Source organism: Clostridium sp. YIM B02555 (assembly GCF_022320955.1).
GTDB classification, from domain to species: domain Bacteria; phylum Bacillota; class Clostridia; order Clostridiales; family Clostridiaceae; genus Clostridium; species Clostridium saccharoperbutylacetonicum.
The window spans coordinates 221955-246514 of sequence record NZ_JAKJJY010000008.1 but is presented as its reverse complement, the minus strand read 5'-3'; the positions used below and the strand labels follow the sequence as shown (position 1 = coordinate 246514).

The 24560-nt window shown below is 29.7% G+C and carries 19 protein-coding genes and 1 pseudogene; 13 read left to right on the top strand and 7 right to left on the bottom strand.

Annotation, left to right across the window (positions count from 1 at the left end; genetic code table 11):
- Window positions 1-504 precede the first annotated feature (504 nt).
- From L3B98_RS13905 to L3B98_RS13885, 5 genes are all read left to right on the top strand, one after another.
- Window positions 505-3204 (top strand): sigma-54-dependent transcriptional regulator, encoded by a 2700-nt coding sequence (locus L3B98_RS13905; protein ID WP_238917147.1) that lies wholly within the window; start codon window positions 505-507, stop codon window positions 3202-3204.
- A 199-nt stretch (window positions 3205-3403) separates the two neighbouring features.
- Window positions 3404-3721: a PTS lactose/cellobiose transporter subunit IIA gene (locus L3B98_RS13900; protein WP_015391830.1), complete on the top strand. Its 318-nt coding sequence runs from the start codon at window positions 3404-3406 to the stop codon at window positions 3719-3721.
- Window positions 3722-3892: 171 nt separating this feature from the next.
- Window positions 3893-4198 carry a PTS sugar transporter subunit IIB gene (locus L3B98_RS13895; RefSeq protein ID WP_015391831.1) on the top strand — a complete coding sequence of 102 codons (306 nt, stop codon included), beginning with the start codon at window positions 3893-3895 and terminating at the stop codon, window positions 4196-4198.
- A gap of 82 nt (window positions 4199-4280) precedes the next feature.
- Window positions 4281-5549, top strand: a complete 1269-nt coding sequence (locus L3B98_RS13890) for a PTS transporter subunit EIIC (protein ID WP_238917146.1) — start codon at window positions 4281-4283, stop codon at window positions 5547-5549.
- Window positions 5550-5958: 409 nt separating this feature from the next.
- Entirely contained in the window at window positions 5959-8244 is a 2286-nt protein-coding gene (locus L3B98_RS13885) for a glycoside hydrolase family 2 TIM barrel-domain containing protein (RefSeq protein WP_238917145.1), read from the top strand.
- Between the two features lie 74 nt (window positions 8245-8318).
- Here L3B98_RS13885 and L3B98_RS28950 read toward each other — a convergent pair whose 3' ends face one another.
- Window positions 8319-8444, bottom strand: coding sequence for a hypothetical protein (locus tag L3B98_RS28950; RefSeq protein WP_275298421.1), 126 nt, complete (start codon window positions 8442-8444; stop codon window positions 8319-8321).
- 127 nt (window positions 8445-8571) lie between these two features.
- Here L3B98_RS28950 and L3B98_RS13880 point away from each other — a divergent pair, with 127 nt between their 5' ends.
- Window positions 8572-10140, top strand: a complete 1569-nt coding sequence (locus L3B98_RS13880; protein WP_238917144.1) for an AAA-like domain-containing protein — start codon at window positions 8572-8574, stop codon at window positions 10138-10140.
- A gap of 255 nt (window positions 10141-10395) precedes the next feature.
- Here the strand turns inward: L3B98_RS13880 and L3B98_RS13875 are convergent, their stop codons facing one another.
- On the bottom strand, window positions 10396-10971 hold the full coding sequence (locus L3B98_RS13875) for an FAD-dependent oxidoreductase (protein WP_238917143.1): 576 nt from the start codon (window positions 10969-10971) through the stop codon (window positions 10396-10398).
- 34 nt (window positions 10972-11005) lie between these two features.
- A complete protein-coding gene (locus L3B98_RS13870; protein ID WP_238917142.1) occupies window positions 11006-12412 on the bottom strand; it encodes an FAD-dependent oxidoreductase in 1407 nt (468 codons plus the stop codon).
- Between the two features lie 195 nt (window positions 12413-12607).
- On the opposite strand from L3B98_RS13870, the gene L3B98_RS13865 reads away from it, so the two are divergent.
- On the top strand, window positions 12608-13231 hold the full coding sequence (locus L3B98_RS13865; protein ID WP_238917141.1) for a TetR/AcrR family transcriptional regulator C-terminal domain-containing protein: 624 nt from the start codon (window positions 12608-12610) through the stop codon (window positions 13229-13231).
- Window positions 13232-13455: 224 nt separating this feature from the next.
- On the opposite strand, the gene L3B98_RS13860 is transcribed toward L3B98_RS13865, so the two are convergent.
- Complete coding sequence (locus L3B98_RS13860) at window positions 13456-15369, bottom strand: BglG family transcription antiterminator (protein ID WP_238917140.1); 1914 nt, start codon at window positions 15367-15369, stop codon at window positions 13456-13458.
- Window positions 15370-15591: 222 nt separating this feature from the next.
- Here L3B98_RS13860 and L3B98_RS13855 point away from each other — a divergent pair, with 222 nt between their 5' ends.
- The 5 genes from L3B98_RS13855 (at window position 15592) to L3B98_RS13835 (ending at window position 21094) form a co-directional block, all read left to right on the top strand.
- Window positions 15592-15900 (top strand): PTS sugar transporter subunit IIB, encoded by a 309-nt coding sequence (locus L3B98_RS13855; protein ID WP_238917139.1) that lies wholly within the window; start codon window positions 15592-15594, stop codon window positions 15898-15900.
- A 29-nt stretch (window positions 15901-15929) separates the two neighbouring features.
- On the top strand, window positions 15930-17183 hold the full coding sequence (locus tag L3B98_RS13850) for a PTS transporter subunit EIIC (RefSeq protein ID WP_238917138.1): 1254 nt from the start codon (window positions 15930-15932) through the stop codon (window positions 17181-17183).
- Window positions 17184-17224: 41 nt separating this feature from the next.
- Complete coding sequence (locus L3B98_RS13845) at window positions 17225-17560, top strand: PTS lactose/cellobiose transporter subunit IIA (RefSeq protein WP_238917137.1); 336 nt, start codon at window positions 17225-17227, stop codon at window positions 17558-17560.
- Window positions 17561-17621: 61 nt separating this feature from the next.
- Entirely contained in the window at window positions 17622-19064 is a 1443-nt protein-coding gene (locus L3B98_RS13840) for a glycoside hydrolase family 1 protein (RefSeq protein ID WP_015391854.1), read from the top strand.
- 329 nt (window positions 19065-19393) lie between these two features.
- A complete protein-coding gene (locus L3B98_RS13835; RefSeq protein WP_238917136.1) occupies window positions 19394-21094 on the top strand; it encodes a methyl-accepting chemotaxis protein in 1701 nt (566 codons plus the stop codon).
- Between the two features lie 168 nt (window positions 21095-21262).
- On the opposite strand, the gene L3B98_RS29120 is transcribed toward L3B98_RS13835, so the two are convergent.
- The 3 genes and pseudogenes from L3B98_RS29120 to L3B98_RS13820 form a co-directional block, all read right to left on the bottom strand.
- Window positions 21263-21802, bottom strand: a complete 540-nt coding sequence (locus L3B98_RS29120; RefSeq protein WP_238917150.1) for a class I SAM-dependent methyltransferase — start codon at window positions 21800-21802, stop codon at window positions 21263-21265.
- A 129-nt stretch (window positions 21803-21931) separates the two neighbouring features.
- Window positions 21932-22837: pseudogene (cysK, locus tag L3B98_RS29115) on the bottom strand (cysteine synthase A); the annotation flags it as partial.
- A 12-nt stretch (window positions 22838-22849) separates the two neighbouring features.
- Window positions 22850-22981 (bottom strand): PLP-dependent transferase, encoded by a 132-nt coding sequence (locus L3B98_RS13820; RefSeq protein WP_238917135.1) that lies wholly within the window; start codon window positions 22979-22981, stop codon window positions 22850-22852.
- A gap of 699 nt (window positions 22982-23680) precedes the next feature.
- On the opposite strand from L3B98_RS13820, the gene L3B98_RS13815 reads away from it, so the two are divergent.
- Window positions 23681-24559 (top strand): sugar ABC transporter permease, encoded by an 879-nt coding sequence (locus L3B98_RS13815; protein WP_015391857.1) that lies wholly within the window; start codon window positions 23681-23683, stop codon window positions 24557-24559.
- Window position 24560: the final 1 nt, after the last annotated feature.

Here is a 24560-nt window from a genome sequence, read left to right as displayed (position 1 = left end):
ATACGCACCTATAAAAAGAGTGGCTATGCCACAATACGCACCTATAAAAAGAGTGGCTATGCCACAATACGGAACTTATACACCTATAAAAAGAGCAGCTATGCTGCAACAACGGATCTTAATTATTTCAGTTAGCAGTTAACAGTTTACAATTGAGTAGAAAAGTAGATGGCTATTCCATAATACAAAATTTTCCTGCAACCAAGAACTAATTCACTTTTCCCTTTGGGATTTCTTTAATTGCAATGTATAATTTTAATTAGAATTTATATATATGAACAGCTTATATTTTTATATATACATACTCAAATTGTTTTAGAAATTGAAGTCCCTTGTGGTTCAGCTACTTATTTTTTTTGTATATATATACTCAAATACCAATTAAAAGTATTGGAATTGGAAGTATAAGATTATATAATAGTGGTTGAATAACTAAATTTTCATTAGAAAAGAATATGTTCTAATATTCATAATAAAGATGAAGTTAAGAAAGGGAATTGATTTATGAAGAGAATCGAATTAATTCTTATGAAGCTTAAAGAGAAAACGAGTACAAATCCTGAGGGATGCTCTGCAATGGAAATTGCAGAAACTTTAAAGCTTATTAGAGGAAATGTAAGTACTGATTTAAATAAATTAGTAAGTGAAGGCAGGGCTATCAAGTTAAAAGGAAAGCCAACTTTATTTATAGCTGCTGATGAAGAAAAGGCTGAATCAGAAGTATCGGTAATAAATAAATTTTCAGAGGCAAACCCAAGCCTATATACAGCAATAGAACAAGCTAAAGCAGCTATATTATATCCACCTAATGGTATGAATTTATTGCTTCTTGGAGAAACTGGTGTTGGTAAATCTACTTTTGCAGGTATTATATACAAGTATGCAATTGAAATGAAGGTAATGCCTAAAGAAAGTCCCTTTATAACCTTTAACTGCGCAGATTATGCAAACAATCCTCAGTTATTACTTGGACAATTATTTGGAGTAAAAAAGGGTGCATATACAGGTGCTGATTCTGATAAGCAAGGTCTTTTAGAAAAAGCTGATGGGGGGATTTTGTTTTTAGATGAAGTTCATAGACTACCAGCAGAGGGACAAGAAATGTTTTTTACCTTTATGGATAGAGGTGTATATAGAAGACTTGGAGAAACTGATAGTGAAAGAAGTGCAAAAGTACTTATAATAACTGCCACAACTGAAGATCCAAACATGAATTTACTTCAAACCTTTACAAGAAGGATTCCAATGGTAATAAATATACCAGCCTTACGAAATAGAGGAATGGAAGAAAGATTTAATCTTATAAAGCAATTTATGATTGAAGAATCTGGCCGCTTAGGAAAGAGTATTAAGGTATCAGTAAATTCCTTAAAAGCCTTTTTATCTTATGATTGCCCTAATAATATAGGACAGTTAAAATCTGATATACAGCTTACTTGTGCTAAAGCTTATGCAGAATTTCTTTCTAATAGAAAAGAAGATATAAGGATTAGTAGTCTAGAATTGCAGCCTTATATAAGAGAAGGGTTATATAAAGAAGTTGAGCATAGACAATTATGGAACAAATTAATTGATATAAATAATAGATATTGTGTTTTTGACAAAAATGAAAAGCAAATGATTTTTGAAGAAAAAGAACAAAATCAAAATATTTATGAAATGTTAGAGGCAAAAACCAGGGAACTTAAAGCAAAGGGAATTGAAGGTAAACAATTTGAAGAAGAAATGGAAAGTGACATAGAAGAGTATTTTAAAAATTACATGATTAAGTTTCATAATAAGGCGGATACTGCAAATTTTGAAAACATCATTGAACCATATATTATGAGTGTAATAAAAAAAGTTGTGAACTATTGTGAAACAGAATTAAAAAGAGAGCTTGATAAGCAGATATACTATGGCTTAGCAGTTCATATAAGCAATTCTATAGATAGAATTAAAAGAAATAAAAAAATTGAAAATCCAAAGTTAAATAAGATAAGAAAAGAATATAGTAAAGAATTCAATATTGCCCTAGAAGCTTTAAAGCTAATAGAAGAAGCTATAGACAGGGAAGTTCCTATTGATGAAGCTGGATTTTTAACTATGTTTTTAATTTACAATAGCGGAAAAATAAAAAATAAACGAGATAATGTAAAGGTAATAATAATTGCCCATGGGGAAGGAACAGCTACTTGCATGGCTAATGCAGTAAATGGACTTTTAGGAACACAATATACTAAAGGAATAAATGCCCCAATAGAGGAAAAACCACAAGTTATATTAGAAAGAACTAAGGATTACATTAGGGAAAATAAAATTACCTCAGATGTTTTATTCTTAGTTGATATGGGTTCCTTGGTTACCTTTGGTAAAGAAATAGAAGTAGAATTTAAAATAAAAACAAGGACAATTCCCTTGGTAAGCACTTTACATTGCATTGAAGCTACTAGAAAAGCTATGATTGGATATACTTTAGATGAAATATATAGAGATACCTTGGAGGTAAATAATTTATATGATAACAATGTATTAGATTATATTCCAGAAGCACCTGAAGAAAGAAAGTTAGCAATCATAACGGTATGTACCACTGGTGAAGGCAGTGCTAAAGCTATGAAGGCATTACTAGAAAGAAATCTAAAGTTTGAAAATGATTTTTTAGAAATCGTTCCTGTTAATTTTATAGGAAAGGAAAGCATATACAGTAGATTAGATAAATTATCAAATAAATATGAAATAATTTGTTTAGTTAGCCCTTTTGAACTTGAAAGTGATTATATACAATATAATTTGGAAGATATCATTGAGGGCAATTGCATAGAAAATATACAGGATTTAATAAATAGAGAAAAAGTTTATGCAAGGATGGAAGAAACATTAGAACATCAATTAAAGAACATTGAAGGTAAAGCAGTTCTTAGTGATATAAAAAGGTTCACTACAACCGTTACTAAGCTGCTAAATATAAAATTAACCTCAAATGCAGTTATAGGAATAACGCTTCATATGGCAGTAATGATAGATAGATTATGTGGTGACCAAGGTGTAGCTGCATATAACAACATGGATTCATGCATAAAAGAAAATTCAGAATTATATAGAATAATAAAAACTGAATGTTCAAGAATAAATACTAAGTACACAATTTATATTACAGATGATGAAATATGTTATCTTATGAATCTATTTACAATGAAAAGTAGAAAAAATAAAGCACATTGATAATGTGCTTCAAAAGGTTTTCAAAAAGTAAAGCACATAAATACTTTTTGGAAACCTTTTTTATATTAAGCTAAAAAGGCTGAAATACAGGGCTTGAAGAAATTAATAAAAAAATTTTATTAATTCTTTAAGTTGGCATGAAGATTGCTATATATATTATTGAGATGCAAATCAAATAATTAAAATAGAAGGTGAAGAAATGGATACATTATCAATGGATCAAGTAGTTATGGAATTAGTAGTTAATGGCGGACATGCGAGAAGTAAATCTATGGAAGCTATTAAAGCAGCAAAAAAAGGTGATTTTGAGTTTGCAAAGGAAAAAATAAAGGAAGCTAATGAAGCCTTAAATAACGCTCATAATTTTCAAACTAGCTTAATTCAAAAAGAAGCAGCTGGAGAAAAAGTAGAAATAAGTTTACTTATGGTGCATGCTCAAGATCATTTAATGAATGCTATGACAGTAAGAGATTTAGCAAAAGAAATGGTTTCTATGTATGAAGAGTTTAGAAAGTAGTTATTATATTTATATTGCAATTGTCAATATTCAATTCCCCACAGGGTACCCTTTTAGGGCATCAAGGATCAATTGATGACGAAGTCCCTTCAGGATTTCTTGAATTGAAGGTACAATCTTAATTAGAATTTTTATATTAAAATAAAAAGTTAAATTTTAGGAGGAATAAAAATGAGATATATAACTTTAGTTTGTGCAGCAGGTATGTCAACAAGTATATTAATGGGCAGGATGCAAGAAAGTGCAAAGAAACAAGGAATAGAAGCAAAGATTGTTGCTATGTCAGAATCAAAATTTGAGGAATATGAAGAACCAACAGAAGTTTTACTTTTAGGGCCTCAAATTGAATATATGGCAGATGAAATGAAGGAACAATATGAACCAAAGGGAATTAAAGTAGCAGTTATAGATATGATGGATTATGGAACTCTTAATGGAGAAAAGGTTTTAAAGGATGCACTTGCATTATTAGATTAATCTAGAAAATTAGGATTAATATTTTAGTGAATTGCAAAACTAATGAAAATTAAATTGGATAAATTATTGAGGAGGAATTATTATGTCAAATTTTGATGCAAAAGCTATATCTAAGAAAATATCCCCAATATTAAATAAGATTCAAAAGAGTAAATTAGCTAATGGTATTTCAGGGGGAATGATGGTTGCAATGCCTATTACACTTTTTGGTGCCTTTGCTGCATTGTTTTTAAATGTACCAATACCAGCATGGAAAGGTTTTATAGCAGCAACAGGAATTGCATATGCCTTAAATGTAGCTATCATGTTTTCAACAAACTTTTTAGCTGTAGTTTTTGCAGTAACTATAGCAAGCAGTTATGCGAAACAGTATAAAGAAGATGGTACAGTTCCATCGCTATTAGCTTTGGTTTGCTTTTTCATAGTAACGCCGTTTACTACAGAGAAAGCAGGTACTACACTCTCTATGTACTGGTTAGGGGCACCTGGTATATTCTCAGCTATGATTATTGCTATAGTATCAACTAGAGTATACATCTATATTAAGCAAAAAGGGATCACTATTAAGATGCCTTCAACTGTACCACCTGTTGTATCAAGTAGTTTTAGCAGTTTGATACCTGGTTTTGCATCTATTATTATATTTATAATTGTAGCAGCTCTTTTTGCTGCAACACCATTTAAAACTATGCACCAATTTATATATAACTTTGTTCAAACTCCACTACAAGGGGTTGGTGGAAATATTGTATCAATAATAATTTTATGGACATTTGCTCAAGTATTATGGTTCTTTGGTATTCATGGAACATTGGTTATTTATTCAGTTGTGCTTCCAATATTTACAGCAATGGATGCTGCACAATTAGCAGCATACTCAGCAGGAGAAGCTCTTCCTAACATAACAGGCCGTGCATTTGTAAGTACCTATACAATGTCTGCAAGTGCTATTGGATTTACACTACTTATGTTATTTGCAGCTAGGAGTAAACAATATAAAACTTTAGGAAAGCTAACAACAATACCAGCTCTATTTGGAATTAGCGAACCATTAGTTTTTGGTACACCTTTAGTATTTAACTTTAAGTTTGTAGTTCCATTCGTATTTATGAATGCAATTAACTTAACTATAGCTTATTTTCTAACAGTAGTAGGAATAGTTCCAAGAGTTGCAGGAATATCTGGTATGAGTGGAATACCAATAGTAATTACTGGTTTTGTAGAAGGAAGCTGGAAGATAGCTGCATTACAAGTTGTACTTGTAGCTTTATCAACCTTAGTATGGTATCCATTCTTTAGAAAAGCAGATAGAGAAGCTTATGAATTAGAACAAAATACAGAAAAGCAATAATATAAGCTTAAAATAAAATATAGATATCCAGCGCGAGAATTAAACTTATGTGGTAAATTACCGAAATCCAATACATTTATCTTCCACAGGACTAGTGAAATTTTCGCTGGAAGGTTCTAAATGGCGGCTTGTAGTCATTTCAGCGTGTTCCGATTGATAAATCGGACAAGCTGAAATGAAACAAGCCCCCATTAACAACCTTCAACAGCTCAATTTCACATGCCTGCTTCCAGAAAAATGTATCTGATTTCTAGTGTAGTGTTACGATTATAATTTCTCAATGATGCATTTATGTTCCATTTATAAGTTTGATAATTAATTGGGATATCTATATGTATAAATAAATTTAATTTTTGACCACCACTTTCTTAGTGGTGGTTGAATTATTATTCATAAGGAGGAGAAGATTTTGAAGACAATAGATTTGAATGATAAATGGTTATTTACAAAAGAAAATAGTGAGATTTGTATAGAAAAAGAAATAGATAAAGGTGAAAATGTAAGCTTACCACATTGTTTTAATGCTGTGGATGGACAAAGTGGAGAGGGTATGTTCAAAGGAGAAGTCTGTTATCAAAGAAAATTAAATATAACAGAGGAAGAATTAAAGAAGTTTATATTTTTAGAAATAGGGGCAGCAAGTCTTGTAGCTAAAGTATATGTTAATGGAAAATTGGCAGGAGAAAGTAAATGTGGATTTTCTATGTTTAGGACTCAGCTTACTTCTTTTTTGAAATGTGGAGAAAACCTTATTTCAATTATTGTGGATAATAGCCGTCATGATGATGTTTATCCTCTTATGGCTGATTTTTCATTTTATGGAGGAATATATCGCGAAGTAAAACTTATAGTTGCTGAAGATCTTCACTTTGACTTATTGGACAATAGTAGGGACGGCATATATTTAACTCAAAAAAGTATTGGCGAAGATAAGTTTGAATTAAAGATAAATGGAAGAATTATAAATGAATTAACTGAAGCTAAAGCTTCTAAAGTTGAATTTAAATTATTAAATAAAGAAGAAAAAATAGTATTTAATAAAACAACTGAGGTTGAAGTTTTAAAGGAAGCAGGATTTGAATTAATAGAAGAAATAAATAATCCTGAGTTATGGCAAGGGATAGAAAATCCTTACCTTTATAAATTTGAAGCTGAATTATACTCTGAAGGAGAAATCTGTGATAAACGAAGCATAGATATTGGCTTTAGAACAGTTGAAATTACTCCAGATAAAGGTGTTTTCTTAAATGGTAAAGCCCTTAAGTTTAATGGTGTAAGCCGTCATCAAGATTTTGCAGGTATAGGTAATGCTTTAACTAAAGAACATATGGATTTAGATATGTCTATTATTAAAGAAATAGGAGCTAATACAATAAGGCTTTCACATTATCAACACAATGATTATTTTTATAGCCTTTGTGACCGTGAAGGAATACTAGTTTGGGCAGAAATTCCATTTATCAGTATTCCAACGACTTCAGATAAAGAAAATACTAATGCAAAAGAGCAATTAGAAAGATTAATAAAGCAAGCCTATAATCATAGTTCAATTTATTGCTGGGGAGTTCAAAATGAAATTACTATAGCAATAGAAAATAAACAAATATATGAAATGGTAAAAGAGCTTGCAGTTATGGCTAAAGAGTTAGGCTCAAGCAGATTTATTGCACAGGCCAATATTCATTCTGTAGCTAATGAAAGTGCATTAAATGAGTTGACTGATTTTGTAGGTTATAACCTATATTATGGCTGGTACTACAAGGAAATGCAGGATTTAGGAACAAGATTAGATGATTTTCATAAAGCAAGACCAAATGTACCAGTAATGGTTACTGAATATGGAGTTGATACTAATCCAAAGCTTCATTCTTATAACCCAACAGTAAAAGATTATACAGAAGAATATCAGTTGCTGTTCCAAAATAATGCCCTTAAAACTTTTAATGAAAGACCTTTTGTTTTAGGTGGTTATGTATGGGCTATGTTCGATTTCGGAAGTGAAATAAGAAATGAAGGCGGAGAAAAGGGAAGAAATCAAAAGGGCTTAGTGACTATAGATAGAAAGCTTAAAAAAGATTCCTTCTATTTATGCAAGGCTTATTGGTCAAAGGAAAGCTTTGTTAAGTTGGCTGGCGAAAGATTTGTAAACAGACATGAAGAAATGAATGACATAGTGGTGCTTTCAAATATTAAGCATATTAAACTTTATGTTAATGATGAATTTGTAAGTGAAATTAATAGCAGTGAACCAATGAAAAAATTTGAGGCAGTTAAACTTGCTTTAGGGGAAAATAAAATTAAGGCAGAAGCTTTTGATGAAGCAGGAAATACTTATACTGATGAAATGCTTTTAAAGCATGTTAAGGAAGCAGATGAAAGCTATGTACTTAAAAAGCCAGAAGAACAAACCCATGTTACTAACTGGTTCCAAAAGTTTGATTTATCAAATGTTCAAGAGGTAGCAATTAAAGAGGGATATTATTCAACCTTTGATACCATTGAAGAACTTTATAAAGACGAAGAAGCAAAAGCTGTATTTATTAAATATTTTGGAGATATAGCTGAAAGTCAGCAGTTTAAAGTGATGATGGGATTGATGACTATTGATAGTATGTCCAAGAGATCAAGATTTAATATACCAAAAGAACTATTAACTGTTATTAATACGGAATTGAATATTATACCTAAAAAATAATACTAAAACAATTTAAAGATATTTTTAAAGTTATATAAAAATTCAAAGGGGGGCTGTTCAGTGACAGCCCTTTTCTATGCTACATTAATTAGTTTTATCTGAAACTTTACGCCTATATTGATTGGGACATTCCATTCTTCTAAATTCATGTTATTTCCCATTATATCTTGTTTTAAGTTACCAGAATAAACATATAACATTTCAAAATAAGAATGTTTATTAAAATTAAACTACTGCTTTTGCTATTTTTAAAGTATTGACATAATATAGTGTTTAAACGAAGTACATATATGATAGAATAATACTAGAGGATGGTGATTGAGCAATATGGAAAAGGAATTTAATGTAACAGGAACGTGCGTACCTGAAATCCATTATATAGTAGATACCTCTAATAAATTAGAAAAGGTTATAAAACTTATAGAAAAAGGAAAGTACTTCATAATAAACAGACCAAGACAGTATGGGAAGACAACAGCATTATTCATGCTTGAAAAAACTTTAACTCAAAATGAAGAGTATTCAGTCATTTCTATAAGTTTTGAAGGTATAGGCGACTTAATATTTGAAGATGAAACTAAATTTTCAAAAGGATTTTTGAAAATATTGCAAAGAACCGTTGAATTAGAAAATTTAGAAATAGCAGAATTTATAGATAGAGGAAAAGAAATAGTTGAAAATTTAGATGACTTATCAAGCTTTATAACAAAACTCATAAAAAAGATAAATAAAAAAGTAGTATTAATGATAGATGAAGTAGATAAAAGTAGTAATAACCAATTGTTTTTAAGTTTTCTAGGAATGCTTAGAAATAAATATCTATTAAGAAATGTAGGGAAGGATTATACATTTTATAGTGTAATTTTAGCTGGGGTACATGATGTTAAGACTTTAAAAGTAAAGATAAGACCAGATGAAGAACAGAAATACAATAGTCCGTGGAATATTGCTTCTGATTTTGATATAGATATGAGTTTTTCAAAGGAAGAAATAGGCACAATGCTTGTTGAATATGCAAAGTGCAATGATTTAACAATGAATGTAGCTAAGTTATCAGATAGAATTTATTTTTTCACATCTGGATATCCATTTCTCGTAAGTAAAATATGTAAAACTTTAGATGAGAAAATTTATCCTTACAATAAAAAAAATTGGAATGTAGATGATATTGATAAAGCTGTTAAGCTTATAATAGGAGAAGTTAATACATTATTTGAAAGCATAGTTAAAAATCTTGAAAACAATGAAGAATTATATGACTTAGTAAAAAGGCTTTTAATAAATGGAGAAATAATATTATTTAATGTTCTTGATCCATTAATCAATTTAGGTTTAACTTATGGCATTTTTAAACAAGGGATTAATGGAGTTGAAATAAGTAATAAAATATTTGAAGAAATAATCTACAATTATATGCTTTCAAAATCAAGAACAACCTATAAAGATATGAGTAAATACAATTTTAAAGATAAATTTATAGCGAATGATGGTGGTCTGTGTATTGAGAAGATATTACTTAAGTTTCAGCAATTTATTAGAGAACAATATAGTCATATAGATGCTTCATTCATAGAAAGGGAAGGGAGACTTCTATTTCTTGCATTTATTAAACCTATAATTAATGGTGTGGGATTTGATTTTAAAGAAGTTCAGATCTCAGAAGAAAAGAGATTAGATATAGTTATAACTTATAATAGTTTTAAGTATATAATTGAACTTAAAGTATGGAGAGGAGAAAAATATCATAAAAGGGGAGTAGAGCAGCTTAGTGATTATTTAGATATTAATCATATGAATAAAGGTTTTCTACTTGTATTTAATTTTAATCGAAATAAAGAATATAAAAAGGAAGTTATTATTGAAAATGACAAGGAAATACTTACTGTGTATGTATAATGCACAACAAATTAAATTCTAACCTTTAATTTTTAAAGATAGTAATGGAAAAGACTTAGATTAGAAAAAAATAAGTTGATGATAATAATATGGATTTTTTAGGGTCACATGGAGCTTGTGTTTAAAGAAAATATAATAAGTTTATAATGTGAAAAGAGGCTGCTGATTTAGCATCCTCTTTTTACTAAATTTAGATTTATATATGAAACTAAATTCACCTAGTTTTTTATGGATTTTTATGAACACTAAAATGAATTATATTATTGACATTGCAGTCATATATCCATCTCTAACTGAATCTCCAACCTTACCTGGCTTTTTACTATCGCCTATAACATATACATTTCTTTCTTTGCAAGCTTCCTTTAGACTTTCAACTACTTCAAGATTTGATTTCATTCCCATAGAAAAAATTACAGTATCGGCTTCAATAAATGATTCTTGTCCATCTTTTGAAACAAGAATACCATTTTTCTTAAATTCAAGGCATTTGGCTCCAAGAACCTGTTTAATAGATCTTTTATCCATTTCATCTAATAGCGCATTTCTATAATATCCAAAAGTTTCATAAGCCATCATTGTATTCATCTCAACAACAGTGACATCGCTACCTTCATTTGCAAGATGAAGTCCTACTTCACAACCAACAAGACCACCACCTACAAGTACAACTTTTTTGCCAATTCTATTTATAGAATCATATGCTTCAAGAGCATTCATAGCAGTTTCAATTCCAGGAATTTTGGGTACAAGCGGATGAGCTCCAACTGCAATAATTACTGCATCTGGATTTATATTATTTATAAGCTCTTCATCTGCAACTGTATTCATAATAACTTTAATATCAGCATCATTTTCAACTTCTCTAATTTAGTAGATTTTTGAAATTCCTTAAATCAACTTTGTCTTCATCTTTATCTGTAAAATTAATAATTCCACCTAATTTGTTAGTCTTTTCAATAAGGGTTACTTTATGTCCTCTTTCTTTAGCTGTCAATGCAGCCTGAAGGCCTCCTACCCCTCCACCTATGATTAATACATTCTTGCTTTCCTTTGGAACAGGCATACGATCTGGATAATGTCCAAAACCTGAATTAGGATTAATAGCACATCTTCCCATAGATGCTGGTGAATAAATTTTGAAAGCTTCTTCCTTAGGTAGCTTTTCCCATAGTGGAATATCTGTCTTATGTTCACAGAACCCTGGATAGCATTGGAAGCATCTTACACATCTTCTTATTTTGTGAGCTTCACCATTTTTTGCTTTATTAGCAAATTCAGGATCTGCAAAGCCCTGTCGGCCAAGCTCAATAAAATCTGCCTTACCTGATGAAATGATTTCTTCAGCTAGTTCAGGACTATTAATACCACCAATTACAGCTACTAATGATTTCTTTACAGCTCTTTTTATTTTTGCTGCATGCTCAACATTAACACCATGTTCATTAAAGAAATCTGAGAAGGTATTGGTTTGATTACCGGCCCATTTTAAGCCATTTGATACATGGATTATATCAACCTTTCCATCAATTAGTTTACAAAATTCAACTGTATCATCTATTGTAAGACCGCCATCAACACCATCTTCTGCACTTATCCTAAGCTCTATTATCATTTCCTCACCAATGGCTTCACGAACAGCATCAAGAATCATCATTGGAAAACGAGCACGATTTTCCATACTGCCGCCAAATTTATCAGTACGGTGATTTGTCCATGGAGAAAGGAATTGCTGCATATTGAAACCATGTCCACCATGAACTAATACACCATCAAAACCGCAGGCTTTAGCAAAACGTGAAATTCGAGCAAAATCATCACATACTTTCTTCATCATTGAAAGGTTCATTTCTTTAACTTCAACACCATCTTCCCTTACATATCCATCAGGTCCCCAAGGCTGATAAGGTGGCCTTGCTTCAGATCGTGAACCTTCATGACAGAATTCTAAATATGCAATAGTACCATGTTTCTTAATTCTTGTAGCAAATTCTTTAATGTCTTCAAAATCTGATCCTTCATATTTATTAAAATCTACTGGACGTTCTAAAAATAAGCATGAAGCTTCTTCAGCATTAACTGAAATTTCTCCAGTTGATACAGCTGCTGAACCCCCTTTTGCTCTATTTTCAACCATTCTATAGACATTCTCCTTTATTTCAGGGAGAAATAGCACAGAATGTGCAAATAAGGTAGGGGCATTTATAATTCTATTCTTATAAGTATAGTTACGCACCTTTATTGGATTAAATAAGTTTGGAAAATTACTCATATAAATTACACTCTCCTTTGTTAAATAACTCCTTTATTGTTTATGATAACGTTTTATATTATTATGATAGCATAGCTGTTTTTTTTAACAATCATCAAAGTTATTGTGAATTATTGCTTAAGCAACATTCTTTATATAAAATGTTTATTAACTTTTTTGAATGTGTTTAAATATTAAAAAGCAAGGAGTATAAATATGAGTGAAAAAGATTTAAGAGTGATTAAAACAAAACAAAGCATATATAATGCATTGCTCGAATGTATGAATAAATACCCAATAAAAAAGATTACGGTAGAAAAAATAACAGAGCATGCTCAAATTAATCGTTCAACTTTCTATAAGTATTATGTAGATAAATTTGATTTAATTGATACTTATATTAAAGAAGTTCTCGATAATTTTGTGAGAAATATAAATGCTGATTTTATTAAGGCTTCTAATAATGAGATTTATGATTCGATATATCATGATTATTTTAAAAATATATTGAAGTTTTTCAGTGATAATAGCAAAGCGTACAAAATTTTGTGGAATGCTAATATAGAAAAAGATATTTTCATTGAAATGCTTAATGTTCTTCAAGAAAATATACTTAATATTATTTATACAGATAGTACCTTTAATAAATCAAAGAATAGCTATGCCAAGCTATATTCTTATCTTTTTGCATCTAATTGTATGACTACTATTAGATGGTGGCTTGAAAGTGCTCCTGAAATGTCTATTGATGATGTTGGAGTACTTATGAAAAGTAACATGGAAAATGGCTTCTTCCAAACGTATAGATTAATAATTGATGATAAGTTACTAAGTAAATAGACACATTAATTATGATTTAAGATAAGCGCTGTAACAGCCTGTTTAAAGTGAAATTTTAGTTCAGCTATATCATGGAAACATTTGCTAATACCAGCAGAAAGCTTCTTTTCTTGGCTTAATAGAGTGTGTTAAGACCTCTCATCTAATTACTTTGTAAAAGTATATTAAATGAGAGGTTTATTTATATGATTATATTTGTTAAATAACCAATAATTTTTTGCCTTTTATATACATTCAACTAACATATTTATAAATTCTTCAAATGAATTACATCGAATCAATTTATCTAAATTAATTTCATCAGATAAAATGTTTGTTAATGCATCAAACATATCGTTAAATACCTTTCTTTCGCTTTTATTTATAGTTAATAAAAAAATAATGCTTACTTGCTGATTTCCCCAGTTTAAAGGTTTTTTATTTACAAGTGTAAACATACCTGTTTTTATGGCATTCATATGCATAGAATGTGGGATGGCTATACCATTAAAGGCTGTAGAGGACATAGCTTCACGTTCAAATACTTCTTGTTTAAAATCAGGCTTTATATAGCCTTTTTTCTGCATTTCATCACACATAAATTCAATTGCTTGATTTTCATTTTCAAAATATTTATCTTTAAAAAATAAGGATTCATTAAAAATTGAATGTAAATTCTCTAAAAATTCTGATTTTTGTTTATTTTTCTTTACTTCCTCAATTTTGTTAGCTATAAGTTTGCGATCTTTTTCTGTCAAAAAGGTATTTACAATAATAAAGGGGAAGGATTTAAAATTAACAAATTTAATTGTAGAAATAACAAAATCAACTTGTAGATCTTCTAATTCTTTTTCCTTTGTAACGATATTTTTAACTAATAGAGAATCACCAAAAGCTGAAGCTATGCTTTCTGCCAATTTTATATCTAAATCATAATGCTTAGGAAAAAGAATTGCACAAGTAATTTTAGTATGCATATTTTTTTGATTAACTAAATTAGCGCCAATATGCAAAGCTATATAAGCAATTTCATCTTCATTAATTTCACAATTTGTGTAATTTTTAATTTTGTATGAAATAGTAACAGCACAATCATAAATTAATGGACAATTACTTTTAATAGAGTCAGTTAAGGGATTTTTACTAAAGTTTCTACTTTTAATTCGAGTAAGTAGATTTTTTATATGTAGAGCAAAGCGTACTAAAAATTCGGGTTCATTAAAATCAATATAATATTGAGTGTTAATTTCTTTGATTAAATCGTTTACTATATTCATGCATTCTTTTCCAACAAATTGTTCCAAATTAATTTTATTAACATCTTTATAATCCACATTAGTTGCATTACTGATAATTAACAAGGTTAATTCATAAATTTCATTTTCATTATAATTAATTTCAAAAGCATCTTGAAGTTTTTTTACTATCTCTTGCGCTATTCCATATTCATGGTTTTTAATTAATAATTCTTTACTTGCTTCTGTATAATCATAAATGTTATTATTTTTAATTCTATCAATAGTAATAGTAATATGTAAAACTAAATTCATTAGAGAATATCCATTAATAAAATAATGATATTTCTTAAATGCATTTACAATTATTGATTCAATTTCTTCAATGTCATAGTCCACAAAGGCAGCTTGTATTGTATTAATATCTAATGGATTTTCATTAAGCTTTTCATATAAAATTGAGTTCATAATTTTTCGTTTATTCTTTTCTAATCCATCTAAAGAAATATTATTCCCCTTAATATATAAAGTTAAATCAAATTTATAACATTTTTTCTTAACCTTATTTAAATCTCCTTTTAATGTAGCTTCACTGATATAAATTTCTTGACTAAGATCATATATGTCAATGATTCTCTCAGTATTATTAATTAGCTTTATAATAATATAATCGATTCGTTCTTCAGGGGTTTGAGGAATCAAAGAATCTGACATTTTTAAAAACCTTTGAACTTCAGGCTTATTTACTTTATATCCATTTCTTGATGAAATAATTAAGTTATTATTGGCTTTTTTTATTTCTGAAATATAATTCTTTACACTCCTCAAAGAAACATTCAATTTTAATGATAATTGTAAAGCTGTTGTCCAATCGTCTTGATTTTGTAAATAACTTAATAATTTCAATGATTTTGAATTAACCATACAATCCCTCTATCTTAATTTATTTTATTAGCTTTAAATATACTACATTTTATAGTTAAAACTTAAAACAGTCAAATAATTATTTGCACCATAGATAGGCAATAAATACCTGCACCTTTAGGGTGTATTTATTTAGTTGAAAGGCTTTCTATTTTAGGCAATAATATAGACATAAGCTAACCTTAAACGTTATCAATTGAACTTCGAAAGGGGAATTATAATATGAAAAAATTAAATGTTTTATTAGTTTGCGGTTCTGGTGCAAGCAGCGGATTTATGGCTGCAAATATGAGAAAGTCAGCAAAAGAAAAAGAAATAGACATCACTATAACTGCAAGAAGTGAGGCTGAAATTGATAATTATGTAGATGAAATTGATGCACTAATGATTGGACCACATTTGGCTTATTTACTTGACGAAATTGATGAAATTTTAGATGGGACCCAAGTAAAAGCAATTTTAATGAAACCAGAATATTATTCTACACTTGATGGTAACAAAGCTTTAGATCATCTATTATCAGAAATTTAATATTTAATAAACAAAGGAGGATAAAAATCATGAATAATTTGATTAACTGGCTTCAAAATAGCTTTTCACCAAAGATGAATAAAATTAATAATAATGTGTGGGTTGTTTCAATAAAAGATTCTATAATGCAGACACTTCCATTCATTTTCTTAGGTTCAGTATTTTGCTTGTTAGCTATCTTAAACGACTATTTTCCAAATTTACCTAGCTTTTGGACACCATTTGGATGGACGATGGGAAAAATCTCTCTATTTGTTGCTTTCTTAATTCCATTCAACTTGATGGAAAAGAAACGTCTACGTAAACAACGTCTTATTGCTGGTATGAGCAGCTTGATATTGTTTCTAATAGTAGTTACTCCTCAAGTTGAATTTGATAAGGTAATAGGTTTTGGACACACTTCTTTAGGTGCAGGTGGAATGTTTATAGCAATATTCTGCGGAATTTTTACTGGATATGTCATGAGCCTATTTGGAAAATTTTCTTTCTTTAAAGAAGATTCTGTAATTCCTGATTTTGTAAGATCATGGTTTGACGCAATGTTGCCTATAGCAATTATTATATGTACAGGCTGGATTGTTGTATTAATTATGAAAGTTGATTTATATAATGCTGTACTTTCAATCTTTATGCCATTATCTACATTTATTCAATCACCATTTGGATTTATTCTAGTAATGTTTATTTATTGTTTCCTATATTCTATGGGGATTTCAAGTTGGGTATTAACACCAGTAACTTCACCAGTATTTTTAGCAGCTATAACTGCTAACATTGCAATGGCTCAAGCTGGGACAGCTACTGCTGCTAACTTAAATTTAGCTACAAGCAGTACAATTTATTCAGCATACCTATGGGTTGGCGGTATAGGATGTACCTTACCTCTAGTAGTAATGTTAATACGTTCTAAAGCAAAGAAATTAAGTGCATTAGGAAAAGCTTGTCTTGTACCGAGTATTTTCAATATAAATGAACCAGTAGTATTTGGAACTATAGCTTGGAATCCATATTTAATGATTCCAATGTGGATTCAAGGAATTGTACTTCCTATAGTAACTTATATATTTACTAAAGTAATTCCATTTGCACCAATTCCAACCTTACAATTTGAAATGTGGTATTGTCCATTCCCAATTTCAACATGGATTACAACCGGTTCAATTAGCGGTATCCTATTACTAGTTGTAAATGTTGTTATTTCGGCTACTATATGGTATCCATTCTTTAAAGCTTATGAAGCACAAGAAATAAAAGCATTAAATGAACAAGAAGCTGCTAATTAGAGCACAATAAATAATAATAAATGCAAGAGGAGAAAACACATATGGATGATAATAAATTACAAGCAGCTATGGAAATAATTTTAAATGCAGGTGATGCTCGTGTAAAGTGCAAAGAAGCTTTAGATGCAATCGCTGCTTATGACTTTAAGCTTGCAAATGAAAAGCTTAAAGAAGCTCAAGTAAAAATTAGTGCTGCACATAAAGTACAAACTGATGCTATTCAAGGAGAAAGTGCAGGAGAAACTAGCAGCTATTCAATATTATTTACCCATGCACAAGATACATTAATGACAATTAATAGTGAAATCATTATTGCAAAACAAATGATTAAAATCTTTGAAAGCTATGAAAAAAGAATTGCTGCATTAGAAAAATAATAATAACGTGTCTTCAAGAATTAACGCTTGGAGACACTTTTTAAAAAGGAGGAACAATATTATGAACAGAGTACCAAGTGGTTTTCCAAAAGATTTTTTATGGGGCGGCGCTGTTGCAGCGAATCAATTAGAAGGTGCATATGATTTAGATGGAAAAGGTTTATGCATTGCTGATATTAACGAATTTCATGACGATATAGCATTAGATAAAAAATATAATGGTGAAGTAACTTCTACATATATAAAAGAAGCTGTAAATAGCACCAAGAAAATATTTCCTAAAAGATGGGGTATAGACTTTTATCATACTTATAAAGAAGATTTGAAATTATTGGCAGAACTTGGGTTAAAAACCTTTCGTACATCAATAAACTGGGCACGAATATACCCAAATGGTGATGAGAGTACACCAAATGAGGCAGGATTAAAGTTTTATGATAATCTTATAGATGAAATTATTAAAAATGGTATGGAGCCAATGATTACAATATCTCATTATGAAATGCCATTAAACTTAACAACTGCTTATAAAGGCTGGTATTCAAGAGAGACCATTGGATTCTTTGTAAATTACTGTAAAGCTCTTTTTGACCGATTTAAAGGCAAAGTTAAGTATTGGATTATAGTTAATCAAATTAATCTTATTATTCACGAGTCCTTCAATCATTTAGGAATAGCAGAAGATATGGTAGATGATATGCTAAGTGCTAAATATCAAGGTGTTCACAATGAAATGGTAGCATGCGCTCTAGCAACAAAATATGCGCATGAAGTAGATCCAAATTATCAAATAGGCATGATGCTATGTGGCGGTCCTGCTTATGCTGCAACCTGCAAGCCTGAAGATGTATTTGCTACATTAAGAATAAATCAAATGGAATATTTCTTCTCAGATGTTTTATTACGCGGCTACTACCCTGGTTATGCATTTAGATATTTTGATGATAACAATATTCATATAGAATTTGGTGAAGATGATGAAGAAGCTCTAAAAAATACTGCTGATTTTATGTCTTTCTCTTATTACTATACTCGTATTTGTGATGCTGAAAGTGTTAAAGAAAAGCAAGGTACTTACAGGAATCCTGAATTATCTGCCAACCCATGGGGGTGGAGTATTGATCCAATCGGACTTCGCACATTTTTAAATTTATTTTATGATCGTTACCAATGTCCAATTTATATTACAGAAAATGGTGTTGGATATCATGATGTTTTAGAAGCAGATGGCTCAATTCATGATCCATACCGAATTGAATTCTTTAAAGCACATATTGAACAAATGAAAGAAGCAATTAAGGATGGAGTTGATTTACGTGGATATTATGCATGGGGACCAATTGATATAGTTAGCTGCTCCTCGAGTGAAATGAGTAAACGATATGGCTTTATATATGTTGACATTGATGATTACGGAAAAGGTAGCAGAAAACGTTATTTAAAAGATAGTTATACATGGATGAAAAAAGTTATAGAAACCAATGGTGAAGATTTAAATATATAAAAATCATACCAAAAATGTAGAAAAAATCTATCAAAATTAAAAAATAATTTTGATAGATTTTTTTCTATGCTCCATTGGCAGCATTTCAAATTTTTCTTTAAATTTTGAATAAAAGTAGTTTAAATTAGAGTATCCAATTTGCTCTGATATTGAATATATAGATGTAACAGGAGGAATAAACTATTAAAAAATTTAGATAAAACCAATAAAAATAATAGATGAAATATTTTAGCGAAAGTTATAAAATATAGATAAGAGTATAATTTTTGCTAATTTTTTGTATTAAAATTAGTTTTCTTTGGATAAGATTACAGGAGGGGATGATTTGCATGATAAAAGGGATAAAGCTAAAAGTATTGTTACCATTAATAACACTTAGTTTGTTTTTTTTGGTGTTTATGGCAATACAATTTAATTCAACAAGTAATAATCTAAAAAAAGTACGGGAAATGAATAGTAAATACTTCTATACAAGTACTAAAGCTGATCAGCTAAAATTGGATGTTGTACAGGTTCAGCAATTTCTAACCGATATTAGTGCAACAAGAGGCGCAAAAGGCTTTGATGATGGTTTTGATGAAGCAGAAAAATATGCTAAGGATTTAGAAAGTGTCTTAGGTGAGCTTAAAGAAAAAAATCCAGAAAGTGCAAGTGAATTAGATAATATACAAAAAAGTTTCAAACCCTATTATGAAACAGGAAAGAAAATGGCTCAAGCTTACATAGACGGTGGACCTGAAAAAGGAAATTTATCTATGGAGGAATTTGATTCTACTGCAGAAAAGATTAATGATGAAGTTGATAAATTTAACGAAGAAGCAGCAAAAAATATCGAGATATCTATAAATAGTATTGAGAATGATATAAGAAATACAGTGATTTTAATAGGAATATCCATCGTAGCTTTAATAATAATATTAGTTATGACTTGGAGATATATCTCTAAACATATTGTTACACCAATAACTACTATGCTTTCGAAACTTAATGAAATGTCTAATAATGGCGGAGATTTAACCCAAAGGATAGATTTTCATAGCAATGATGAGATTGGTGAAATGGCAAAAAGTTTTAATTTAATGCAGGATTCTTTTAGGCAGATTATCCACGTAGTTATTAATGAATCAAGAAGTGTTGAAAATAAAGTTGAAAAAGCTAATGAAAATATGGGTAAGTTATCTGGATTAATCGAAAATGTTTATGCTACAACAGAAGAATTATCAAGTGGTATGGAGGAGACAGCAGCGTCAACAGAGGAAATGAGCAGTACTACGTCTTTAATTAACTTAGATATGAAAGGAATTGCAGAAAAGGCAAAAAGTGAAGCTGAGAATTCTAAGTTGATCAATGAGAGGGCTAATGAGCTTAAAAATAAAGCTGTTCTTTCTATGGAAAATGCTAAAAGAATTAATTCACAAACTCAAAGTAAATTATTAGAAGCTATTGAAAAAGCTAAAGAAGTTGAAAAGATAAAGGTTTTATCAGAAGCTATTTTAGAAATTTCATCTCAAACGAATTTATTAGCATTAAATGCATCAATAGAGGCTCAAAGAGCAGGTGAAGCAGGCAAAGGGTTTTCAGTAGTAGCAGAAGAAATTGGAAATCTTGCAGAAGATTCTAAAAATACTGTATCAGAAATAAGTAATGTTAGTAATATAGTTATGGAAATAGTAGACAACTTAGTTTCTACTTCTCAAGATATGATTAAATTTATCAATGAGGATGTAGTAAGTGATTATGAAATGATTGTTAAAACAGGAGAGCAGTATAGTGAAGATGCAGCTATGATTTATGATATGACAACAGAATTTAGCAACAAATCTAATCATATAATGGATTCTATGTTTAGGGTTGGTGATGCTGTAAAGCAAATAACTGATTCAAATAATGAATTGGCTATTGGAACAAATAATATTGCAGAAAATATGAATACTATATCTGAAAGTTCAGGAAATGTTGTTGAATTAATTAAGGAAGTTAATGTAAGTACGAATGAGCTAGTTAGTATGGTTAATAATTTTAAGGTATAACTATTATTATTAAAAATAAGTAAGAGAAAAGACAAGTATAATAGAGATGAAAAAAATAATAGGCCAGTATGCTTGCATATTTGGTCTATTATTTTACAGACTTTTTTTCACAGTCTCTTTTTTTCATATGAATTAGTGGGGAAGTTTTTAGTATATGAATGTTTCAATTTAAATTAATTTAGCAGTTAATATCCAAACAAATTTATTCATTTGTTTGAAGTCTACAGTGAAACCTTCAGCTTCAAATAATTTATTTAAAAATTTACAAGTTGAATAAAATTCTGTTTCTAGATCATGTGCTAGTGCTAGGAAATTCTTGTTATAGGTATCTTTTATTATAAATTCTCTACTTTCAGTGGAATCATACATGGTATCTGTTATTATTATAGTCCCATTCTTCTTAAGTTTACTTTTTAGTAGCTTAATTGATTCTTCCTTTTCAGAATCTGTAAGGTGGTGAAAGGCATAACTGCTAATAATAGCATCAATACTATTATCATCAATAGGCAAGGATAAAAATGTTCCTGGCAAGAAGGAGAGTGATGGAGCTTTTTTTAAAGCAATAGTACGCATCTTAACATTTGGCTCAATGCCTACAACATTATAACCAGCCTTTGAAGCAGCTAAGGTTAAATTTCCAGTACCTGCACCAATATCAAGGATTTTAGCAGCTTTAGATTTTGAAATATGCCTAACAGTTTCATCCAATATTTCTGTATAATTTTTAAAAACCTCCTCATACTCACCGTTTTTAGTATAAACAGTTTCATCATAACTATCTGCCCAATCATCAAATAGAGCATTAAAGCGAAAATCAGATAACTTTATGGAAAAATCATATAAGTTTTGACTGAAATATCTATCACTTCTATCTGGCAAAATAACAACAATGTTACTTTTTTCTTTTGTTTTGTATGCCTGTCGTATAGCACCAGCCACAGCAGCACCAGAAGATGAACCAGCTAAAATACCTTCTTTTTGTGATAAAAGACGTACAAAATACATGGATTCATCATCAGGTATCTTTTCAACTTCATCTATATAATTTCTATCAAAAATACTAGGAATGAAGTGATTTCCGATACCCTCAACCTTGTAAGTGCCTTCTTCACCACCACCTAATATAGAACCGATTGGATCACTTAAAACTATTTTTATGTCAGGATTTTTTTCTTTGAGGTAGGAAGCGATTCCAACAATTGTTCCACCAGAGCCAGCGCCAGCAACTAAAATATCAATTTTACCATCTAATGCATCATAGATTTCTTTGCCAGTCTTTCTATTTGCAACTACATTAGCAGGATTATCAAATTGTTTTGGAACAAAGGAGTTTGGAATTTGTTTTGCTAATTCATTAGCTTTTGCTACAGCACCCTCAATTCCTTCTGAAGAGGGCGTTATTATAAGATCTGCTCCAAGAGCTTTCATTAAAATTTGTTTTTCAATAGAAAATTTTTCAGGAATGACAATTATTAAATTATATCCTTTTTCAAAAGCAGCCATAGCAAGACCAATACCGGTATTACCAGCACTTGCTTCTATAATTGTATAACCAGGCTTTAAAAGACCTTGCTTTTCAGCAGTTTCTATAATTTCCATTCCTATTCTATCTTTGATACTTCCGCCTGGATTTAAATATTCCAGCTTGGCAAAGATATTTACATTTTTATTTGGTGATATGTGGTTTAGTTTTAGCAATGGTGTATTTCCAATTAAATCTCTAATATCATTAATATAATTCATTATTATCACTCCTTATCTATAAAGTGCCTGTTTGAAGTCTTTGATTAAATCCTCAGGATCTTCTATAACTACAGAAAAGCGAACAAGACTATCTTTTATACCAAGTTTCTCTCTTGGTTCTAATGGAATTGAGGCATGTGTCATGATATAAATTTCATAATTTAAAGTAGCTTGATATATTATTGATTATTTGAAAAATAAATTACTAGCTTTAAAAAATATAAAATACACTAAACCAATATGATTAATAAAATATGCTTGTTTTTAGATGAATGTTACTAATATTTTTTTCCTTGCCTGATGAAGAATATCCATGAAATTTTTTAGAATTATCCATGTGAAAATATAGATTATGTACTAAAATGGTTGATTATAAGCTTGAGTATAATTAAATGTGATTAAAATAGTAGGAATTATAGAGTATTTGTTCAATATAAATTTGAACCTGAAAGATGCGTTGCAAGAGGGAGTAGGTTATTAAAAGATATGAGTTCCATGGAACAAAATACACTTCCTTAATATTTTATTCAACTATGATTTTGTACAGGGAATATGTAAAGTGACAAGACAAGCATAAATATTTACACTACATTTGTAGTGTCTATAATTTTTTTATTTTATGCTTTAGCGTTCAGAAAACCACCTTCATTTTATGGGTGGTCCTGACTAAGGATTGTTTGATAGGATTTTAGAGTAAACATTTTCAAAAAAATATGCACCAAAACAGAAAAAATACTCACTATATTGTAAAAGTATACACTAGTATAATTAAGCTGTACCCGGGAGAAATAAATAATTATTAAACTTAAAAAATTATTCTATTTTAGTGTGGAGAGTGATAATGTGGAAAATCTATTGAGAGATAAAAAAGCAATTGCAGTATTTATTTTACCAGCATTGATTTTATATTTAATAGTTGTATTTGTTCCAATAATTTGGTCTATTGTGTATTCTTTATTTTCAGGAATGCCAGGGATGGATTTTAAATTTACTGGCTTAAGCAACTATCTACATCTTTTTAAAGATGCTGACTTTATTAACAGTGTAGTGACAAATTTAAAGTATGTTGCAGTAGTTGTTATAGGACAAATTGGATTAGGATTTTTAGTATCATTATTATTTGTATTTGGGCTTAAAAAATATAAAACACTCATAAGAACCATAGTGTTCTTCCCAGTTGTTTTACCAACAGTTGCAACCTCACAATTATTTGCAAAGATTTATGAGATAGCACCCCAATATGGATTATTAAACAGCTTACTTCATGTGTTAAACTTGGATTTTTTTATTCAGCCATGGCTAGGACAACCATCAACAGCTCTTTGGGCTCTATGTGTAGCTGATATTTGGAAAGCGGTAGGATTATATGCATTAATCTTTTATGGTGGTTTAGTTGAAATTCCAGATGAAACTATAGAATCAGCCAGATTAGATGGAGCTAGTGGTATAAGACTTGTTAGACATATTATTTTACCTCTCGTTAAACCAGTTATAATTACTGGATTAGTATTAAGCTTAACAGGAACAATAAAGGCTTTTGATTCAGTTTTGGCATTAACAGCTGGAGGGCCAGGAACATCAACTCAAATGGTATCAATGTATATGTATGATACAGCATTTAAATATGGCCAATATGGTTATGGAAGTGCTATTGCTATATTTATATTATTTGAATGTTTAGTGGCAACAGGTATCGTAAATAAATTATCCAGAAATAATTAAT